A 19,892-nucleotide genomic window follows, 5' to 3' on the forward strand; every position below is an offset into this window, starting at 1 on the left:
TGGCAGGATCGCTCCATGATTCTGGATGGCAAGACAGTGATGGTGATCGGCGTGGGTCCCGGCCTCGGGTACTCGTGCGCAAGCGCTGCGTTTCGCGACGGTGCCAACGTGGTCATCGTCGCCCGCAACGAGGAACGCCTGATCGCAGCAGCCGACGCGCTCGACCCCACCGGTGAGCGTGTCGCCGCGGCTTCGGCCGACATCATGGACCTGGCGTCGTTGGAGGCCGCGGTCGCCGTCGCCGTCGACAGGTTCGGCACGCTCGACGCGGTGATCAATGTGGCTGCGCTCGACACCGCCCATGCGCCGTTCGCCGATCTCGACGACGCGACGCTGCTGAAGAACCTCGAGGTCAACGTGCTGGGCGCGGTCCATGTCGTTCGTGCCGCGACCCCGGTGTTCGAAGCCCACGGCGGAGGGTCGGTGGTGCTCATCGGATCCCAGGCTTCGCTCAAGCCAGTCGACCAGATGCCCCAGTCCGCCTACGCCTCGGCGAAGTCGGCCCTCCTGGCGATGGCTCGCGACATGGCGGCCGAGCTCGGTCCGTCGGGCATTCGGGTCAACACCGTCATCCCCACGTGGATGTGGGGGCCCAACGTGAAGATGTACTGCGAGTGGCAGGCCGCCGAGCGGGGCTGCACCGCAGAGGACGTACGCGACGAGATCGCCCAAGGCATGGCCCTGCGCAAGATGCCGACCGACGCCGACGTGGCCGAGGCCGCGGTGTTCTTCGCGAGTGATCGCTCGAGCATGATCACCGGCCAGCGGCTGTTGGTGAACGCCGGCGAGTTCTACGACACGTGACGATCCCGGCGCTGCCGGCGGCGTCGGTGCTGGTGATCGACGACCGTCCAGACCTGCACGTGGTCATCGGGCGTCGTCGCCCGGGCTCGATCTTCGTGGGCGGACTCATCGTCTTTCCCGGCGGCGGGGTCGACCCGCAGGACACGTCGGCCGAGGCTCGCCGGCTCGTTCCGGCGGCCTCCGTGCCGGATCTGAGCAGCGAGGAGGGCGCAGGATTTCTCCATGCCGCCATCCGTGAGACCGACGAGGAGGTCGGGCTCGACATCGCCGGACCGGGTCCGGTCGATCCGGACCACTTTCCGCATGTCGGCCGCTGGATCACGCCGGAGGGCGCACCCCGGCGGTACGACACGCACTTCTTCCTGGCGCGGTATCGAGGCGGAACCGTCGCAGCCGATCAGATCGAGCTCACCGATGCATGGTGGGAGCGACCGGCCGATGCCCTGCAGCGAATCGACGACGGCCATCTCGAGGCGATTCGCCCGACGATCGAGTTTCTCCGGTCATTGTCGAGATATCGCAACGTGGACGACGCATTCGCCGGCACCGGTTGTGGACAGCGTCGGGTGGAAACAAACGGGTGGACGAGCTTCTGAGCAAGGCTTTCCCGACCGTTTTCCCCAGATCTTTGCTGTTGTGTTGCAGTTTGTTTGCCGAGCATTGGGAATTCTCGTAGGGCGTCGACTAAGGTCGCCCGTGGGTTGGATGTCGCACGGATGCAGGGCCGGGCGGCATCGATCCGGGAGCTTGCTCCCGTCCCCCTCCAGGGAAACTGGGGCCCGGTCGACGGCACACGCCGGCCGGGCCCGAGCCTTTTTGACCGAACCCGAGAGCCACACTGGATCGACGTCATCATGGGAACGGATACGGAGCGGGACGTGAAGTCGGACATGGGCCGGCGCCTTCTCGCCGAATTCATCGGAACGGCATTCCTTCTGGCCGCCGTGATCGGTTCGGGGATCATGGCCGTCGACCTCACGCCGGACGACGAGGGTCTCCAGTTGCTGGCGAACGCGGGCGCCACCGTCGGGGTCCTCTACGTCATCATCATGATGTTCGGGCCCGTGAGCGGCGCCCACTTCAACCCCGTGGTGACGATCGCCGACGCCTGGCAGGGCAACCGCCCGTGGCGCGACGTCGGGCCCTATGCAATCGCACAGATCTCGGGCGGCGCGGTCGGAACCGTCCTCGCCAACCTGATGTTCGAACTCGACGCGGTCGATTTCAGCCACAAGGTCCGCGACGGTTACGGCCAGTACCTCGGGGAGGTCGTCGCAACCTTCGGTCTCGTCCTGTTGATCTTCTCGCTCGTTCGCAGCGGGCGCGGTCACCTCGCAGCGGCCGGAGTCGCGGCCTACATCGGTGGCGCCTACTGGTTCACCTCGTCGACGTCGTTCGCCAACCCGGCCGTCTCGCTGACCCGCACCCTGTCCGACACCTTCGCGGGAATCGACCCGGCCTCGGCCCCGATGTTCGTCCTCATGCAGCTTCTCGGAATGGCCTTGGCCGTCGGCGTGGTGCGAGTCTTGTATCCGTGACCGCCACCGAGAACCCACCGGACCTCTTCGACCGTTTCGAGATCATCGACGTCGACACCCACGTCACCGAGCCGCCCGACGTGTGGACGGCCCGAACCCCGGCGGCGATGCACGATCGTGTCCCCCACATCGAACGGATCGATGGCCAGGACGTGTGGATGTGCGACGGCGATCGTCTCGGCCACCCCGGCTATTACTCGATGGCCGGCTTCGACGGCCTGATGCCGCTGAAGGTCCCGCAGACGTTCGACGAGATCCATCCGTCGATGTACGACAGCCACGAGCGGTTGAAGTTCATGGACGAGCAGGGCATCCGCGCCCAGGTCCTGTATCCCAATGTCGGCGGCTTCGGCAATGCCTACTTCATGAAGATGGGCGAGCCCGACGTCGTGCGGGCGTGTGTCCAGGCGTTCAACGATTGGATCACCGACTGGACGTCGGCCGACCCGAGCCGACTCGTCGGCGTGACCGCGGTGCCGTTCTGGGACCTCGAGTTCGCCGTTGCCGAGATCACCCGCGGGATCGAGGCCGGCCACAAGGCCATCAACTTCTGCAACCAGCCCCAGGACCACGGCCTCCCCCCGCTGGCCTCGACGCACTGGGATCCGATCTGGGCCGTCGCCCAGGAGGCCGGCGTGTCGGTGAGCTTCCACGTCGGAGGCGGTTCGATGGGCACGCAGTTCGTCGACACGGCCGACATGGGATGGATGACGAATTTCGCCAAGGTCTCGTCGCTCATCTTCCTCGACAACATGCGCTGCATCGCCGACCTTCTCTTCGGTGGCGTCTGCCATCGGTTCCCCGACCTCAAGCTGGTCTCGGTCGAGTCGGGGGCCGGTTGGATCCCCGGCGCCATGGAGTCGTTCGACTGGCAGTGGCAGAACGGCGGAGTGCGGGTCGAGCATCCGGAGTACGACCTGTTGCCCTCGGAGTACTTCCGTCGTCAGATCTACGGTTGCTTCTGGTTCGAGCAGGAGGCCGCCCGCTTCGCGATCGAGCGGTTCCCCGACAACATCCTGTTCGAGACGGACTACCCGCACCCCACCTGTCAGCACCCCGGTCCGGCCACGCCGGCCCAGTTCCCGCGCGACTACGCGACCGGCGCGCTGTCGTCGCTCGACGACGCCACGCTGCAGAAGGTCCTGCACGACACCGCGGCTTCGCTCTACCGACTCTGAGCGAGCCCGTCGGGCGCCGACGGATTCAGATGGCGACGGATTCGATGTCGAACGCGTCGAGTACGGCGTCGACGATCGTCGCTCGAAGTGCCGCCCGCTCGCTCCCGGTCAGCTCGATCCGGGCCTCGGTCCGATCAGCCACCGTGGTCGCCAGCTCGGTGAGGAGTGCGAGAAAGCCGGCGTCGTCGAGCGAGTCGTCGAAGCCGCGGGCGGCCTCGTCGAAGACCGCCTCGAGTTCCTCGCGGACGACCGCCTCGAGACCTGGCTCCGGCACCGACGGCGGTGTGGGGGGTTCGACGGTCAGCTGGGGCACGTGGTCGGGGAGTGTCGGGTCGGAGGTGCTCGGCGCCCGGTGGATCCGGTCACGCACCCGGTTGCGTACCAGCACGAGCCCCAGCTGGATCAGGACGAGCAGCGGGAGAACGAGGGCGAGCCATGGGATGTGGCTCGTCTCGGCGCGGAACCCCACGGGTATCGCCAGATCCGGGAACGATCCCTCGACGGCGTAGGTGCCGACGGCGAACACGGGAAGGTCGAGCTCGACTCGTATCGAGGTGGATGCACCCGGCGCGAGGGTGCCGAGGGGCGGCGCATCCACGGCCTCGGCCGGGTTCGCTCCCTTGCCGAACTGCAGGAGCAGTTCGGGATCCTCGATCGTCGTGGTGCCGATGTTGACGACGGTGACGACGAGTTCTCGATCGGGCGCGGCTCCGAGCCATGAGGTCCACGGGCCGGATCCCTCGATCGATGCATCGGTGACCGCGAGCTGAGCGCCCGCTTCGTCGGGGTGCGTCTCCTGGGCGCCGGCGGCCACGAAGGCGCCGGCCACCGGTGTGAGCGCCAGCGCCAGGAGCAGCGCAAAGGCGACCGTGCGGTCGCGACGGCGGAGAGGGGTGTGCGCCACGAGAGCCGGTATACCAGCGGGCGGCGCCCTGGCACCACAAAGAGGGACCAATGGCCTACTCCGAGCGAGCAATCGTCGGGTTGTGGCGTGAGATCGGCGCGGGGTGGTGCAGTTGCACGCTGAGCGTGGGGGCCGGTAGCGTCCCGGCGAGGGAACTGCGGGGTTGGTACCGCAGGGAATGGGCGCGGTGAACGACAATCGAGTACGAGGTGCAGTGAGGCGTCGTCGGGTCGGGGCGCTGCGGCGCCGGGTTCCCCACTTCCTCGCCCTGATGGTCGTGGTGCTGTCGTTCGCGGCTCCGAGTGTCGGCGCGCAGGACGCGGGTCGCGTCGAGATTCCGGTCGGCACCGTCGTGCGGACGGCGCCAGGAGTGGAGACGCTCCTGGGCGTGGCCGCGGTCCCGCCGGAACTGGTCGGGACGGCATGCGGGGTCTCCACCCGTGCGGAGAACAACCAGTCGGTCCACCCCGGCAACAACCTGGTGGTGGCGAGCGGCGGCGCAAGCGTCACGTTGGCCGATGTCGAGGGCAGCAGTGGCAAGGTCACCACCGCGAACTCGCGCCTGACACTCGGCGTCGAGGTCACCATCACCTTGGTCATGGGTGCCGACGGAGTGTTCAGCGGCGGCGCGTCCGCCTTCGTCGTCGTCGACTGTGCGCCGGCGACCACCACGACGACGAGCACCTCGTCGTCCACGACCACGACGACCGCCTCGTCGTCCACGACCACGACGACCGCCTCGTCGTCCACGACCACGAGCGTGGCGCCGACATCGAGCTCCACCGTGCCGCCGACGACGCCGACGGTGAAGCCGACGATCCAGATCAACGGGCCGACGACCACCGTCGACGGCCCGTCCTCCACCACGACCTCGCCGCCACCGGAGCCTCCGACCCTTGCGGTCACCGGTGCCGGGGAGACGCTGATGCTCGCGATCGTGGGACTCCTGCTGCTCGATCTCGGCTACCTGATCTTCAGCACTCGACGACCTGCGGCCTCGTCCACTCGCGACGAGTGACCCCGCGGCGGCCGTGGACATCGGCTGCTCCACTACGGTACTCTCACTTTGAGTGGTGAATCAGTCACTCGATGTGTCCGGAGATGGCGTGATGGTTGAAGAGGAAATTGCGGTTGACGCCACGGCGGATGATCCGGACGCGCTGCTCGACGCCCTTCTCGCCGCCGCGCAGGAGCAGCTCCGAGAGGTCGTGCAACAGGCGACGGCGGCCGCCCGCCAGGACGTCGAAGCAGCTTCGGCCGCAGTGGCCGCCCGCGAGATAGAGATCGCCTCACTGCAGACCGCTCTCGCCGCGGAGCGTGCCCATCTCGTGGCCGACCGCGAAGCGCTCGAGCGGCGAGCCGCGGAGATCAACGAACGCCAGCGGGCCGTCGACGCGGCGGCGGCAGAGGTGTCCCAGCTGCGGGAGCGGGCCACCATCGGGCTGGCGAGCGCACTCGAGCGGTCAGCCCAGCTGGTCGAACAGGCCGAAGCGAAGGCCGCCACCCGGCTCGAGGCAGTGGGGGTCGAATCGGAGGCGATTCTCCAACGCGCCGTCGAGCGCGGCCTCGCCATCGTGTCGGATGCCGAGGCTTCGGCCGAACGATCGAAGAGCGAGCTCCGTCACCTCGTGGGGCAGATCAGCGAGTACCTCGAGCGCGAGAAGCTGCAGATCGAACTCGAATCCGAGACCCACATCGACCTTCGTGGACCGACGGGTGTGCTCGTCGACCCGGAGGTCGACGAGGCCGAGTCGGCCGTCGAGAGCGGCGACGGTGCCGAGCACCGGGTGTCCGAAGCCGTTCGCCGCGCGGTTCGCAGCTGGTCGGTGTCGCGCCAAGACGCCGACTAGACCGTCAACCTCGCAGCTCGGCGAGCGCCGCGATCGCGGTCGCCGCGTGGACGGCCATGCCGTTGGCCATCGCCGGCTCGTGCAGCATCATCTTGTTGCTGTGGCACGCCGGGGCCTCGAGGGAGTTCTGGATGTGGTCGGGGCAGACACCGAGGAGACTCATCGCACCGGGCACCTTCTCGAGCAGGTAGCTGAAGTCCTCGGCCCCCATCACCGGGAACGGGAGTTCGAGGAAGCGGCGTTCCCCCAGGACCGCTTCGGTGACCTTCTTCACCAGCTCCACGGGCCCGGCATGGTTCACCGTGACCGGGTAACCCTTCTCGATCTCGACATCGGCCGTCGCGTTGAACGTTGCAGCCACGCTGTGGGCCACACGGGCGACGGCCAGGTGCACCTGATCGCGGGTGTGGGCCGCCATGCTGCGGATCGTGCCGGCGAGGTGGGCCTTCTCGGGAATCACGTTGGTGGTGGTGCCCGCTTCGATCTGGGTGACGGTGACGATCGCCGGTTCGAAGGCGTGGATCTCGCGCGTCACCATGGTTTGGATCGCAGTGACGATGTGGGCCGCGATCGTGACCGGATCGGTGGTGAAGTGCGGCGTCGATGCGTGGCCACCGGCCCCGTTGACGGTGATGCGAAACACGTCGGCAGCCGCCATGATCGCTCCCGCGCGTCCGGCCACGAAGCCACTCGGGCAGTTGGGCGTGATGTGGAGCGCGTAGGCGGCCTCGACCCCGTCGAGCACGCCCTCCTCGATCATCAGCGCGGCCCCGCCCATGCCCTCCTCGCCGGGTTGGAACATGAAGCGAACGGTGCCGGCGAAGTCGTCGCGACGGTTCGCGAGGATCCGGGCGGCGCCGACCAGCATGGCGGTGTGGGCATCGTGCCCGCAGGCGTGGGCGCGGCCATCGATCGTGCTGCGGAAGTCGAGGTCGGTGTCCTCGGTCATCGGGAGGGCGTCGGTGTCGGCTCGGAGCAGGACCGTCGGCCCGTCCGATGCACCCTTCAGGTCGGCCCAATAGGACGTGATCTCGCCCTCGCCCCGGTGCACCTCCAGCGGGAGGTCGGAGAGCGCGTCGCCCACCCGTCCGATCGTGATCGGGTTGGCGATGCCGAGCTCCGGTTCGCGATGGATCGCTCGCCGCAGGTCGATCACCGGGTCGAGACCGGCCTCGGCTTCCTCTCGGATCGCGGCGGCCGCCAGATTGTCCAACATCGTCATGGGGACAAAGCTAGACGGCGGCTACGGTGCCTGCGCATGGAGCTGATCATCGTGCGTCACGGCCGCCCACACACTGCGGTCGACGTCGACGGCATCGCTGATCCCGGTCTCGACGAGATCGGGAAGTGGCAAGCCGATCGGGTTTCGGAATGGCTGGCGCACGAGGCGATCGATGCGGTGGTGACCAGCCCGAAGGCGCGCGCGATCGAGACGGTGGCGCCACTGATCGCGTCGACCGGCCACCGACACGAGGTCGTGCCCGAGTTGGACGAGGTCGATCGGTTCTCGTCGACCTACTACCCAACGGAGATCGTGCACACCCATGGCGGTGCCTACTGGGACAAGATCATGGCACAGGACTGGGACGGCCTCGGCTGGGACGATCCGGCGACGTTCCGGGCCCGCGTCGAGGCGGCGTGGGCCGATCTGATCACGAATCCGCGCGGCGAGCGGGTCGTGGTGGCGTGTCACGGCGGGGTGATCCGCATCATCCTCGGGGCCGTGGCCGGTCCCGATGTCGGGTTCTTCCCGCTCAACGTCGACTACGCGTCGATCTCTCGCGTCGAAGTCGGCGCCGGTGGCAAGCAGCGCTTCATCTCCCTCAACGAGACCGGGCACTTCGACGCCGACCGAATCGGTGTACGCGGTGTGATGAACGACGGCGGTCGAGTCGCCGACGCCTTCCACTGAGGTCGCCGCGCCGTTCCGCTCGGCCGTCACCGTCGGTCGGGTGGTCAGGTCGGCTCGTCGAACATCACGGGGACTTCGACGATGTTGACCTGGCGCCCGTCCTCGGCGGAATCCTCCCAGAGGATCAGGGCGCCTAGCCCGGCCCGGTCCACCGGGCCGACCGGAACCGTGAACTCGAAGGTTCCCCAGGTCCCGCTGCCACTCGTGGCCGTGGTGAAACCTTCGTCGAGGATCAACCCGTCGGGGTCGGTCAGCGCCCAACGGACGTTCGCCTCGAACGTGTTGGACTCGCCGCTGACCTCGAGCGGATCGCCGACGACGGCACCGGCGGCCGGGTGTTCGACCAGGATCGGTGGGCGGGCTTCGGGGATGTCGTCGCGAACGGCTCCGTTCTCGGCATCGACCTCCACGCCGTGGGTGCCGATCACGTCGCGCACCACACCGTCGATGCTGAACCGCACGGCATCGATGCCGTCGACTGCGGTGAGCGTGAACACGACCTGCGCGACCCGCAGCGTGTCGGTGAAGGCGCCCGACGGCGCTTCGAAGTCGCCCGAGAGCTCGATCGTTGCGACGCCGTCGGTCACCGTGACGCCACCGAGCACGGTGGCGGCCGGAACCGTCGTCCCGTAGCCGGTCTCGGCCTCCAGCTCTGTCGGGCCGTCGAGCACGGCGGCGAACGCCGCTTCGGCGAGCATGTCAGGAGTCGCGTCGCCCTCGAGCTCGACCGTCCGCAGCGAGGCGACGAGCGCATCGACGACGCCGCCGGCGGCCGGCTCGCCGACCGGGGCGACGAAGTAGACGCCGACGTCGTGGGATGCGGCCGCGGGAACGGTCGAATCGGGCGGAATGGAGTCGGTCGTGGTGGGGGCGACGGTCGATGTCGTGGTGTCGGTCGCCACATCGCCGTCATCGCCGCAGCCGGCGGCGAGCAGGGCGACGACGGCGCACGCGACGGTGAGTCTTGCGGCAAGGCGGGGGTGCAGCACGATGTCTCCTCGGGTGTGGGTCGCGCTCGAAGCGGCGACCGACTCCATCCTCTTCCGTCTGCCGCAAGTCGGCCAGCGACATAGGTCCCGAGTCGCCCGCGCGGCGCGTGCGCTGGTTCGCCCAGCGGAGCGCGGCGGTCCTAGAGTCGAGCCATGGCTGCTCTCGACTACATGGCGTTCGACGCCGACAACCACTACTACGAGGCGGAGGACGCGTTCATCCGTCACGTCGACCCCAAGATGCACAAGCGGTGCATGCAGTGGGGCGAGATCAACGGCCGCAAGCGACTCCTCGTCGGCGGCAAGATCAACCGGTTCATCCCCAACCCGACCTTCGATCCCATCGCGAAGCCCGGCTGTCTCGACGACTACTTCCGGGGCAAGGTCGCGAGGGACAACATCGTCGAGGCGTTCGGCGAGCTCGAGCCGATCCCGGCCGCCTACCGCGACCGCGACGCCCGCCTCGAGGTGATGGATCGCCAGAACATGGAGTCATGCTTCATGTTTCCCACGCTCGGTGTCGGCATGGAGTCGGCGCTCGAGCACGACGTCGAGGCGATGTTGGCGGCATTTGCCGGCTTCAACAAGTGGGTGGAGGAGGACTGGGGCCTCAACTACAAGGACCGCATCTTCACCGCCGGCTACATCACTCTCGCCGATGTCGACTGGGCGCTCGACCAGCTCGATTGGATGATCGAGCGCGACGTGCGCGTGGTCAACATGCGTCCCTCGTCGGTGCCCGACGGCAACGGGGGCCGCCGCTCGCTCGGCCATCCAGCCCATGATCCGTTCTGGAAGAAGATGAACCAGTACGGCATCACGCTCGCAATGCATTCCGGGGACTCCGGCTACGAGTTCATGAGCGACTACTGGGGTATGACCGACTCGTTCGAGGCCTTCCGGCAGAACGCGTTCAAGTCGCTCCTGACCTACTCGCCGATCAGCGATGCGCTTGCGTCCCTGATCGCCGAGAACGTGCTCAGCGAGCACACCAACATCCGGGTCGCGACGATCGAGACCGGCTCCGAATGGGTGCAGCCGCTCGTCAAGAAGTTCGAGAAGACCTACAAGCAGCAAAAGCACATGTTCGCCGAGGATCCGATGGACGTGTTCCGCCGTCAGGTCTGGGTGTCGCCCTACTACGAGGACGACCTCGTCGATCTGAAGGACAAGATCGGCGCCGAGCACATGATCTTCGGTTCCGACTGGCCCCACGCGGAGGGCCTGCCCGAGCCGACCGATTTCATCGACGACCTCCAGGACTTCAGCTCCGACGAGATCGAGAAGATCATGCGCACCAACGGGTTGGCCCTCACCCAGCGAGCGGTCTGAGTTGGGCCGGCCGCGGGTTCTCCTCACCCCGTGGCGGCGCACGCTCCCGACGGCGCTCGACCCGGAGTGCGATCTGCTGACGATCGCGCCCGACTACACCGATGCGGTTCGCCGTGCCGGAGGTCTGCCGATCGTCGCGGCGCACGTCGAGGGTGAGGAGATCGACGAACTCCTCGATGCGGTCGACGCGCTCCTGCTCACCGGCGGGCAGGACGTCGATCCCGAGCTCTACGGGCAGGCCAAAACGTCGAGTTGGCGGGTGGCGAGGGTTGCTGATGATTTCGACGTCGCTCTCGCTCGCGCCGCCATCGCCCGGGGACTTCCCGTGCTCGGTGTGTGTCGTGGCGCACAGGTGCTCAATGTCGCGCTCGGTGGCGACCTCCGTCAGGAGATCCAGCAGCAGGGCGGCGGCCCGCACCCGACGTACCGGGAGATGGGTCCCGATCCGAGGAGTCACCGACACGATGTCGTGGTGCGGTCCGGCACTCGGCTCGCGGCGCTCTACGCGGAAGGGCCGCTCGTGGTCAACTCACTGCATCACCAGGCGATCGGCGCTCTGGCACCCGGTCTGGTGGTCTCCGCCGTCGCCCCCGATGGTGTGGTCGAAGCAATCGAGGGGGAGAGCATCGACGTGCTGGCTGTGCAATGGCACCCGGAGATGCTCCGGAATGAGGGTGGGGACGTGTTGTTCACCGATCTCGTCGCGCGGGCCCGGATGAGTGCGACGATGACGACGTGAACGACTTCGATCTCGACACCCTCCGCATCTCCCTCCACATCCTCGCGGCCAGCGTCTGGGTGGGGGGCCAGATCGTCCTCGCCGCGCTCGTGCCCGTGCTTCGCCAGATCGGCCCCGACGCGCCCCGCCAGGCGGCCAACCGCTTCGGCCGGGTCGCCTGGCCTTTCTTCGCCCTGGCGGTGCTCACGGGGATCTGGAACCTGCTCGAGATCGACGTGGGCGATCGCTCGACCGAATACCACGTCACCCTCGCGGTGAAACTGCTCGCCGTCGCGGTCGCCGGCACCGCCGCAGCCGTGCATTCGCTGACGCCGTCCGTGGCGGTGCGCGCCCTCACCGGCGCGTTGGGGCTGGTCGGTTCGCTCGCCGCGCTCGTGCTCGGCGTCATGCTGGTGTTCGGATGACGCAGTGGCTCCAGACCGATGACGACGGCGTCACCCGGTGTTGGTGGCCGGGGACGGCCGACGACTATGTCGAATACCACGACCGAGAATGGGGTCGGCCGGTGGTCGACGATGTCCGGCTGTTCGAGAAGATCTGCCTCGAGGGTTTTCAGTCGGGTCTCTCGTGGCTCACGATCCTGCGCAAGCGCGAGAACTTCCGCGCCGCGTTCGCGGGGTTCGATCCCGAGAAGGTCGCGTGCTTCGGAGAGCCCGACGTGCTGCGAATGCTCGACGACGCAGGGATCGTTCGTCATCAGGGGAAGATCCGGTCGGCGATCAACAACGCCGTGCGAGCGGTCGACCTGATCGAGGAGCGGGGCTCCCTCGCCGCCTACTTCTGGAGCTGGGAACCGACGGGGGTCGAGGGCGTCCGTACCGACGACTCGCCGGTCCCGGCCACCACGCCGACCTCGATCGCGATCGCGAAGGATCTCAAGCGACGGGGTTGGAGCTTCGTCGGGCCCACGACCGTCTACGCGTTCATGCAGGCAATGGGTCTGGTCAACGACCACATGCCGGGATGCAGCGCCGGTGTCGCCTGCGCTCGGGAGCGAACGGCGTTGGTCCGCCCGGTCTGAAGGGGGGCTGTTCGGCCGATTGCGTCGCGGTGATCGGTTGGTACTCTCGGTCCTCGTGCAGGAGTCGGACCTCGTCTTCAATCTGGTGTGGACGGGCGGCGTCTATCGATACCTGCGCTACTTCGTGTTCAGCCTGCTCGACCAGACGCAGTGCCGATTCCGTTTCATCGCGAACAATTGCACGCCCGATTCCGTTCGCGAGATGCAGACCTTCGCCGCGGCTACCGACCGCATCGTCGAGGTGGTCGTGCTCGACGTCGCGCGGATGGTCCCCCACGGGACGGCGCTCGACCCGATCTTCGACGGTCGCGACGACGGCGATCTCTTCTGCTTCATCGATGTCGACATCAAGGCCACGCGTCCGTTCCTCGCCGACTTCGCCGCCGCGACGGCCACACATGATGTGGTGACGTCCGGTGTCGAGGTGTGGACCGACGTCAACACCCTCGCGGCCGACGAGGTGGGTGTCGGCGGGCGCCACTTCTACGCACACGACGGGTTCGTGTTCGGCAGCCCGCACATGGCGATCTATCGCAAGGCGATCGTTCGGGAGACGTTCGAGAAGTGGGGGATCCGCTTCCACTGCGGAGGGAAGACCGAGATGTCGTCCGCCGCCTGGGCGACCCTGGAGCGGATGGGAAAGGCCTACATCGCCTACGACACCGCGAAGGTGCTCAACATCCTCCTCCAGGCCGACGGGCATTCGTTGACCCATCAGGAACACGATGCGTTGGTGCACATCGGCGGGCTGTCGCACTATCTCGCACCGCCGCAGTTCGACTTTGCGACCGATGTGACAAGTGGCGACATCGAGGGTGAACCGATGTGGACGACGTATGGCGGTGTCGAGTTGCGGGCCGCGGTGGCGCGGTTCACCGCGATGATGCTGAAGGAGTTGGCCGCCGGCCGTCGCGCACCCTCCATCCCGGATGGGCTCGACGACGACACGACGGGCAAGCTCGAACTCGTGCGAACCGAGGTGATCACGATGGTCGAGGACGCGGCGCCGTGGCTGGAGTTGACCGGTGGGTGACGGCCCGACGACCGATCGTCCGTTCTTCTTCGTTCACGTCATGAAGACGGCGGGGATGACGTTCAATGCGCACATCCACAACAACTTTGCACGGGCCGCGATCTATCCCGGTGCCGATGACCTGACCGGGGTCGACTACTGGGTCGTGGATCGGCTTCGTGAGGCAGTGCGGACACGTCGGCACGAGATCCGGCTCTGGCACGGCCACTTCCCCTACTTCGTGACCGATCTCGTACCGGAGTCGATCACGCTCTCCGTCTTGCGTGAGCCCGTCGCGCGCACCATCTCTCTGATCGATCAACACCGCCGACTGCAGGCACCCGAGAAGACGATCGAGGAGATCTACGAAGACCCCCTGGTCTTCAGCCGAACGATCCTCGACCACCAGACGAAGATCTTCTCGATGGCAGAGTCCGACAACATCAACGCGTGGACCCAGTCGATCGATGTCGACGAGGCCCGTCTCGAAGCGGCGAAGGCCCGGCTCGGCGAGATCGACGTGCTCGGCTTCCAGGAGACCTTCGACGAGTTCCTCGCCACCCTCGACATGCGTTGGGGTTGGCGCATCGAGCCGGTCGACCGGGTGAACTCCGCCGACGAGAAGCCGGTGGTGTCGGAGTCCTTTCGGCAACGCATCATCGACGACAATCGGTTCGACATGGAGCTCTACGAATTCGCACGGTCGAACTTCTGACCACCGGTAGCGTGCGGCAGTGACCGCCACGGCCCTGCGCCCCGAAGACGCACCGTTCGCCCCGCTCGATTGGGGCTTCGTGTTCGGCGCAGCGTCCATCTGGGGCGGTTCGTTCCTCTTCATGGCCATCGGACTCGACGCCTTCGAGCCGGGAGTCGTGACGCTGCTACGAGTCGTCTTCGGCGGGCTCGCACTCCTGGCACTGCCGGGTTCCCGCGTGGCGGTTCCCAGGGAGGACCTTCCGAAGATCGCACTCCTCGGTGTGACCTGGATGGCCTTCCCGCTCACGATGTTCCCGATCGCGCAACAGTGGATCGACTCTTCGGTCGCCGGAATGCTCAACGCGGCGATGCCGCTGTTGACCGTCTTGATCTCGTGGTCCGTCTTCCACACGCCGACCGGTCCCCGACGGCTCTTCGGGGTCGGTGTCGGCCTGATCGGCATCCTGCTCATCAGTGTGCCGGAGGCATCGACCGCGGGAACGAACGCGATCGGCGTCGGTCTCGTCGTGCTCGCCGTCGCCTCCTACGGGGTCGCCGTCAACATCGCCGGACCCCTCCAGCAACGTCATGGTTCGTTGCCCGTGATCGCTCGAGCGCTCGCGGTCGCCACCGTGCTCACCCTTCCCTACGGCCTCGCCGGGATCCCGGCGTCAACCTTTGCGTGGGACTCGCTGATCGCCTGTGTCGTGGTGGGTGCCGGAGGGACCGGTATCGCGTTCCTCTTCGCGGCGAACCTCAGCGGCCGCGTGGGTGCGGTGCGAGCATCTCTGGTGACCTACGTGATCCCGATCATCTCGATCGGGCTCGGGGTGATCTTCCGCGACGAGACGGTCACCGTCGCGGCGATCATCGGGACCGGCATCGTGTTGTTCGGCGCCTATCTCTCCAGCCGGGTCGACTGATCAGATCCGCGTGTCGGGTCGCTGGTAGCTGGTGCCGGGTCCGGCGTAGGAGAGCCCGTAGCCGGGTGGTGTCGACCACTCGAGCGATGGCGGTTCGGCGATGGACGCCTTCCACCAGGCGATGAGCCGATCCTCGTTGTCGTAGTCGAACGGATCCTCCATGATCCGCTCGACGATGTCGCCAGGCGGGTGGGGGTTCTCGGCGAGCCAACGCGCGGTACGGGCCACCGCTTCGCGTGCGGGCACGACATCCCGGTAGCCGAGGACATGACGCAGCGAACTGATGTCGAAGGCACGGTGATGGGTCGACGGCTGCATCATCAGCGGTCGGGCGGGCACGGCCAACTCGACCGGCATCGACACGATCTCCCATTCGTGACCGAGTTCGGCGGCGCAGATCTCGATGACCTGGCGCACCGTCAGCAGCTCTTCGTCGGCCGCGTGGAAGATCCGCCCGGCCGCGGCCTCGGGCTGGTCGACGGCGAGATGGATCGCATGGGCGAGATTCTCGACGAATCCGAAACTGTGGGCGCTCTGGCCGCCGTCGGCGACAACGATGTGGGGCCGATCGTCGAGGATGCGCTTCACGATCAACCACTCGCGCGGGGCGAGCTGGCGAGGGCCGTAGACGTAGGGGTAGCGGAAGTGCGTCGCAGTCGGGTGATGCTCGAAGACGTACTGCTCGGTCCGGGCGATCCGATACGACTTGCCGTCTTCGGCCTCGGTTGCGGTCGGTGCGGTTTCCGGTGTGGGCAGCGGGAGCCCGGGAGGCTCATGGGCCCATGGGTCGAAGTAGCCGCGCAGGGCGGGGCCGCCTCCCACCGAGATGAAGTGACCGACCCGGCCGCGCAGCACCTCGGCGATGGTGCGGAGTCGGCCGTAGGTCACCACGGCGACGTCCCAGTCCTGCCCGCCGATCGCGTCGGCGAGCGCGTCGTGGTCGCGCACATCGCAGTGGATGTGGGGGAGGTGCATGACCTCGTCGACCTCGTGACCTCCCGTGTGGCAGACGGTGACATCGTGGCCCCGGGCCTCCAGGCCCGCGATGATCGGAGGTCCGGTCGGGCCGGTGCCACCGATGACCAACGTCCGGTTCACGTCGGCATCACGAGGTTCTCCGGTGATGCCGACTCACGTCGGCATCACGTTGCCGCCGTCGACGCAGATGGTCTGGCCGTTGACCATGGCGCTGTCGTCGCTGGCGAGGAAGAGCACCGGGCCGACCATGTCGTCGGCCTGGCTGTTGCGCTTCGTTGCCGACATGTCGGCGAAGATCTGATCGAACCCGCCCGGCACCTGCTTGTCGGTCGCCGGTGTCATCACCAGACCGGGGGCGATCGTGTTGGCGGTGACGCCGTACTTGCCGAGCTCGCCGGCCAGCTGCCGGGTGAGGCCGAGGACCGCGAACTTGGTCTGCTGGTATGCGTAGGAGCTGAGCGACCATGTCGTCGGATCGCCCGGTCCGCCGAGCGCCCCGAGCGGGAGGTAGCCGGCGATGGAGCCGATGTTGATGATCCGGCCCCAGCCCTTGCGGACCATCGTCGGCGCGAAGGCGCGGCACATCAGCCACTGGCCGATCACGTTGACGTCGTAGACGTGGCGGAGGTAGCCCACACTGTTGTCGCCGAGGTCGAGTTCGCCGTAGAGCGCCGCATTGTTGACCAGCACGTCGATGGTGCCGAAGGTCTCGAGCACCGCATCACGGCACGCGTCGACCGACCCCTCGTCGGCGATGTCACAGTGCACGAACACGGCGTCGTCGCCGAGCGAGTCGGCGACCTCCTGACCCTGCTCCCGCCCGATGTCGACGACGGCGACCTTGGCACCCTCCGCGACGAAGCGTCGGCAATAGGCCTCGCCGATCCCGCCGCCACCGCCGGTGATGACGGCCACTCTGCCGGCGAGCCGGCCCGTCGTGTCGCTCATTGTGTGGCTGCTCCTTCGTACTGCTCGCGCAGGACTCGCTTGAGGACCTTGCCGGTCGGGTTGCGGGGGATGACGTCGGTGAACTCGACGAGCTTCGGCAGCTTGAACCGGGCGAGCTTGCCGTCGCAGTAATCGAGCACCTGCTGCGCGGTGATGCTCTCGTCGGACTTCACCACGACGGCGAGCGGGGACTCGCCCCACTTCTCGCTGGGCACGCCGATCACCGCGGCCTCGGTGATGCCGTCCATCGACACGAGCACGTTCTCGATCTCGGCCGGATAGACGTTCTCGCCCCCCGAGATGATCATGTCCTTCACCCGGTCCTGGATGTAGACGAAGCCGTCGGCGTCCATGATGGCCACGTCGCCGGTGCGGAACCAACCGTCATCGTCGATCGACTCGGCGGTCGCTTCGGGTCGGTTCCAGTAGCCGGTCATGACGTGGGGACCACGGATGAGCACCTCGCCGGGTTCGTCGGCCCCGCAATCGTCGCCCTTCTCGTCGACCACGCGAACCTCCGTGTGGAAGAACGCCTTGCCGGTGGACCCGGCGCGGACGAGCGCATCGTCGGGGGAGATGAGGCAGCCGGGGCCGCAGGTCTCGGTGAGGCCGTAGACCTGATGGATCTCGATGCCCATCGCGGCGTAGGTCTCGATGAGCGACACCGGGACCGGTGCTGCACCCGACATCACCCACCGCAGGCTGGAGATGTCGTGGGCGTCCTTGTCGTAGGTGAGGAGCATGAAGTTGAGCATCGCCGGCACGGCGAGGGTGACCGTGATGCGCTCCGAGCCGAAGATCTCCCAGATCTTCACGGGATCGAACTCGGACATGATGATCGCGCTCCCGCCCTTGTGGAACGTCGACAGCAACGGGTTGAGCGCGCCGACGTGGAAGAGCGGCAGACAGATGAGGTAGCGGTCGCCATAGCGAACGTCGGCCGTGGCGTTGGCGGTGATCACCGACCAGATCGCGGTCTTGTGGGAGTGCATCACCCCCTTGGGAAGGCCGGTGGTGCCCGACGTGTACATGATGAAGAGCAGGTCGTCGTCGGACGCGATCACATCGGGTTCGTCGGCGGAGGCGCGGCCGAGGAGGTCCTCGTAGCCGGTCGCGAACGACGGCCGATCGGCGGCGTCGCCGACATGGATCCAGTTCGTCACCTGGGTGCCGTCGGTGCCACGGCTGTGGAGTTCCTCCACCAGCTCGTTGAACGCGGTGCCGAACACCAGCGTGGTCGCGCCCGAATCGGTCAGGATGAACGACAGTTCGTCGGCGACCAGCCGCCAGTTCAGGGCGACGATGACGCCGCCGGCCTTCGCGGTACCGAAGAACGTCTCGACGAACTCGGGTCCGTTCATGAGCAGTGTCGCGACACGGTCGCCCAGCTGGAGGCCCTCGCCGGTCATGGCATTGGCGACCCGGTTGCACCGCTCGTTGAGCTCGACATAGTTCTGCCGGCGACCGCTCGCGACGTCGAACACGGCGTCGACGTCGGGACTGAGCTGGGCCCGCTTGGTGATGAAGAGGCCGATGTTGTTCTTCATGGTCGACGTGGACTCCTGTCGGGGTCGATCGGTGCCGGACGGCCCGGCATGGGTACGGGAACGCAGATGGTAGGGCCTATGGTGCCCGAGTGCCGATCGACGCTGTCGTCTTCGATCTCGGGAACGTGCTCGTCCACTGGGATCGTCGCCTGCTGTTCGAGAAGCTGATCGACGATCCCGCCGAGCTCGACAGGTTCCTCGACGAGGTGCTGACGCTCGAGGTCAACGCCGATCTCGACCGGGGCGTGCCGCTCCCGGAGGTGACCGCCGCCCTCGCGCAGCGGTTTCCGGCCGATCGCGTGCTGATCGAGGCGTTTCGCGACCGTTGGCCGGAAACGCTCGGCGAGATCCTGTGGGATTCCGTGGCGATTCTCGAGGAGCTCCGATCGTTGCCCGTCACCCTGCTCGCGCTGAGCAACTGGGGACGAGACACGTTCGCGGTCGCGGAACCGCAGCTGCCGTTCCTGCATCTCTTCGACGGCCTGGTCATCAGCGGACGCGAGGGGGTGGTCAAGCCCGACCCGGCGATCTTCGAGCTCCTGTGCCACCGCCATGGCGTGGACGCCTCGTCAACGGTGTTCATCGACGACAGCGCCGCCAACATCGCGACGGCCGACTCGCTCGGGTTTCGCACCGTGCGCTTCGCTGATCCGCGCCAGTGCCGCCGCGAGCTGATCGATCTCGGTCTCGACCTCGCACCGATGGGGTCCTAGCCTTCACCATTCATGGACGACGTCTTGCACATCGAGGTTGTCGACGAGGTCGCGCTCGTGGTCATGAACCGGCCTCACCGGCGCAATGCCCTCAACTCGCTGCTCGTCGGCGGCCTCCGCGCGACCATGGTGTCGCTCGACGAACGTGACGATGTTCGAGCGATCGTCCTCACCGGCGCCGACCCTGCGTTCTGCGCGGGCGTCGATCTCAAGGAGTTGGCCGAGGGCGGGAGCGTGTCGGCGGGTGCCGGCGACGGGCACCCGTTTCCTCCGGACATGTCGACGCCGGTCATCGGTGCGGTCAATGGCCCCGCGGTCACCGGAGGGCTCGAGCTGGCGCTCGCCTGTGATCTTCTGATCGCGTCGGATCGGGCATCGTTCGCCGACACCCACGCCCGCGTGGGGATCCTTCCCGGTTGGGGCCTCACGGTCGAGCTGCCCCGCGCCGTGGGCGTGCGGCGGGCGCGTCAGATGAGCTACACGGGCAACTATGTCGACGCCGATCAGGCGCTCGCATGGGGATTGGTCAACGAGGTCGTACCCCACGCCCAGCTGCTCGATCGGGCTCGGGCGCTCGGACGCGACATCGCCGAGGTCCCCGCCGCGGCATCGGCTGCGATGAAGCGTCTCTACTGGGCGACGCACAACGTGACCGTCGCCGACGGCACGCTGGTCGAGCGGGAGGTCTCCCGACGTTGGCTGGAGTCGGGAGGGTTCGATCGCGAACAACTGGCCGAGTCTCGCGAGGCGATCCAGGCCCGGGGTGCCGCGCAGCAATAGTGGTTCGCCGCACGCCAACCTTGTGTCA

General features: G+C 67.3%; 22 protein-coding genes. 16 read left to right on the forward strand and 6 right to left on the reverse strand.

The features are described from left to right. Positions 1-15 precede the first annotated feature (15 nt). The 4 genes from R2707_19790 (at position 16) to R2707_19805 (ending at position 3,520) form a co-directional block, all read left to right on the forward strand. Positions 16-804 carry an SDR family oxidoreductase gene (locus tag R2707_19790; protein ID MEZ5247339.1) on the forward strand — a complete coding sequence of 263 codons (789 nt, stop codon included), beginning with the start codon at positions 16-18 and terminating at the stop codon, positions 802-804. Continuing rightward, the gene (locus R2707_19795) at positions 801-1,400 is read left to right on the forward strand and encodes an NUDIX hydrolase (GenBank protein MEZ5247340.1); all 600 of its coding nucleotides are present in this window, start codon (positions 801-803) and stop codon (positions 1,398-1,400) included. Before R2707_19790 ends, R2707_19795 begins: the two co-directional genes overlap by 4 nt. 282 nt (positions 1,401-1,682) lie before the next feature. Then, positions 1,683-2,342 carry an MIP/aquaporin family protein gene (locus R2707_19800; protein MEZ5247341.1) on the forward strand — a complete coding sequence of 220 codons (660 nt, stop codon included), beginning with the start codon at positions 1,683-1,685 and terminating at the stop codon, positions 2,340-2,342. Continuing rightward, the gene (locus tag R2707_19805) at positions 2,339-3,520 is read left to right on the forward strand and encodes an amidohydrolase family protein (protein MEZ5247342.1); all 1,182 of its coding nucleotides are present in this window, start codon (positions 2,339-2,341) and stop codon (positions 3,518-3,520) included. Before R2707_19800 ends, R2707_19805 begins: the two co-directional genes overlap by 4 nt. A 25-nt stretch (positions 3,521-3,545) precedes the next feature. On the opposite strand, the gene R2707_19810 is transcribed toward R2707_19805, so the two are convergent. Next, the gene (locus R2707_19810; GenBank protein ID MEZ5247343.1) at positions 3,546-4,424 is read right to left on the reverse strand and encodes a hypothetical protein; all 879 of its coding nucleotides are present in this window, start codon (positions 4,422-4,424) and stop codon (positions 3,546-3,548) included. A gap of 214 nt (positions 4,425-4,638) precedes the next feature. On the opposite strand from R2707_19810, the gene R2707_19815 reads away from it, so the two are divergent. After that, complete coding sequence (locus R2707_19815) at positions 4,639-5,442, forward strand: hypothetical protein (protein ID MEZ5247344.1); 804 nt, start codon at positions 4,639-4,641, stop codon at positions 5,440-5,442. A 91-nt stretch (positions 5,443-5,533) separates the two neighbouring features. After that, complete coding sequence (locus R2707_19820) at positions 5,534-6,274, forward strand: hypothetical protein (GenBank protein MEZ5247345.1); 741 nt, start codon at positions 5,534-5,536, stop codon at positions 6,272-6,274. Positions 6,275-6,278: 4 nt separating this feature from the next. Here R2707_19820 and R2707_19825 read toward each other — a convergent pair whose 3' ends face one another. Further along, positions 6,279-7,496 (reverse strand): M20 family metallopeptidase, encoded by a 1,218-nt coding sequence (locus tag R2707_19825; protein MEZ5247346.1) that lies wholly within the window; start codon positions 7,494-7,496, stop codon positions 6,279-6,281. 36 nt (positions 7,497-7,532) lie between these two features. Between R2707_19825 and R2707_19830 the strand changes: the two genes are divergently transcribed. Next, positions 7,533-8,186: a histidine phosphatase family protein gene (locus R2707_19830; GenBank protein ID MEZ5247347.1), complete on the forward strand. Its 654-nt coding sequence runs from the start codon at positions 7,533-7,535 to the stop codon at positions 8,184-8,186. Between the two features lie 44 nt (positions 8,187-8,230). Here R2707_19830 and R2707_19835 read toward each other — a convergent pair whose 3' ends face one another. Continuing rightward, positions 8,231-9,175 carry a Gmad2 immunoglobulin-like domain-containing protein gene (locus R2707_19835; protein ID MEZ5247348.1) on the reverse strand — a complete coding sequence of 315 codons (945 nt, stop codon included), beginning with the start codon at positions 9,173-9,175 and terminating at the stop codon, positions 8,231-8,233. Positions 9,176-9,328: 153 nt separating this feature from the next. Between R2707_19835 and R2707_19840 the strand changes: the two genes are divergently transcribed. From R2707_19840 to R2707_19870, 7 genes are read left to right on the forward strand one after another with little or no spacing between them, the layout of a single operon-like run. Continuing rightward, positions 9,329-10,507 carry an amidohydrolase family protein gene (locus R2707_19840; GenBank protein MEZ5247349.1) on the forward strand — a complete coding sequence of 393 codons (1,179 nt, stop codon included), beginning with the start codon at positions 9,329-9,331 and terminating at the stop codon, positions 10,505-10,507. Position 10,508: 1 nt separating this feature from the next. Further along, entirely contained in the window at positions 10,509-11,246 is a 738-nt protein-coding gene (locus tag R2707_19845; GenBank protein ID MEZ5247350.1) for a gamma-glutamyl-gamma-aminobutyrate hydrolase family protein, read from the forward strand. Beyond that, positions 11,243-11,650, forward strand: a complete 408-nt coding sequence (locus tag R2707_19850) for a hypothetical protein (protein MEZ5247351.1) — start codon at positions 11,243-11,245, stop codon at positions 11,648-11,650. Before R2707_19845 ends, R2707_19850 begins: the two co-directional genes overlap by 4 nt. Then, positions 11,647-12,267, forward strand: coding sequence for a DNA-3-methyladenine glycosylase I (locus tag R2707_19855; protein MEZ5247352.1), 621 nt, complete (start codon positions 11,647-11,649; stop codon positions 12,265-12,267). The genes R2707_19850 and R2707_19855 overlap by 4 nt, the downstream gene beginning before the upstream one ends. 55 nt (positions 12,268-12,322) lie before the next feature. Then, on the forward strand, positions 12,323-13,300 hold the full coding sequence (locus R2707_19860; protein ID MEZ5247353.1) for a glycosyltransferase family A protein: 978 nt from the start codon (positions 12,323-12,325) through the stop codon (positions 13,298-13,300). Beyond that, positions 13,293-13,994: a hypothetical protein gene (locus tag R2707_19865; GenBank protein MEZ5247354.1), complete on the forward strand. Its 702-nt coding sequence runs from the start codon at positions 13,293-13,295 to the stop codon at positions 13,992-13,994. Before R2707_19860 ends, R2707_19865 begins: the two co-directional genes overlap by 8 nt. A 19-nt stretch (positions 13,995-14,013) precedes the next feature. Beyond that, entirely contained in the window at positions 14,014-14,898 is an 885-nt protein-coding gene (locus R2707_19870; GenBank protein MEZ5247355.1) for a DMT family transporter, read from the forward strand. Here the strand turns inward: R2707_19870 and R2707_19875 are convergent, their stop codons facing one another. The 3 genes from R2707_19875 to R2707_19885 are packed head-to-tail and all read right to left on the reverse strand — an operon-like array spanning position 14,899 to position 18,371. Beyond that, positions 14,899-15,996 carry a hypothetical protein gene (locus tag R2707_19875; protein ID MEZ5247356.1) on the reverse strand — a complete coding sequence of 366 codons (1,098 nt, stop codon included), beginning with the start codon at positions 15,994-15,996 and terminating at the stop codon, positions 14,899-14,901. 33 nt (positions 15,997-16,029) lie between these two features. Further along, positions 16,030-16,824: an SDR family oxidoreductase gene (locus R2707_19880; protein ID MEZ5247357.1), complete on the reverse strand. Its 795-nt coding sequence runs from the start codon at positions 16,822-16,824 to the stop codon at positions 16,030-16,032. Further along, entirely contained in the window at positions 16,821-18,371 is a 1,551-nt protein-coding gene (locus tag R2707_19885) for a long-chain fatty acid--CoA ligase (protein ID MEZ5247358.1), read from the reverse strand. The genes R2707_19880 and R2707_19885 overlap by 4 nt, the downstream gene beginning before the upstream one ends. Positions 18,372-18,460: 89 nt before the next feature. Between R2707_19885 and R2707_19890 the strand changes: the two genes are divergently transcribed. Both R2707_19890 and R2707_19895 read left to right on the forward strand, forming a co-directional pair. After that, on the forward strand, positions 18,461-19,084 hold the full coding sequence (locus R2707_19890; GenBank protein ID MEZ5247359.1) for an HAD family phosphatase: 624 nt from the start codon (positions 18,461-18,463) through the stop codon (positions 19,082-19,084). 12 nt (positions 19,085-19,096) lie between these two features. Continuing rightward, on the forward strand, positions 19,097-19,864 hold the full coding sequence (locus R2707_19895; protein MEZ5247360.1) for an enoyl-CoA hydratase: 768 nt from the start codon (positions 19,097-19,099) through the stop codon (positions 19,862-19,864). The last annotated feature ends 28 nt before the right edge of the window (positions 19,865-19,892 follow it).

This window comes from Acidimicrobiales bacterium (assembly GCA_041394245.1).
Taxonomy (GTDB): domain Bacteria; phylum Actinomycetota; class Acidimicrobiia; order Acidimicrobiales; family Aldehydirespiratoraceae; genus JAJRXC01.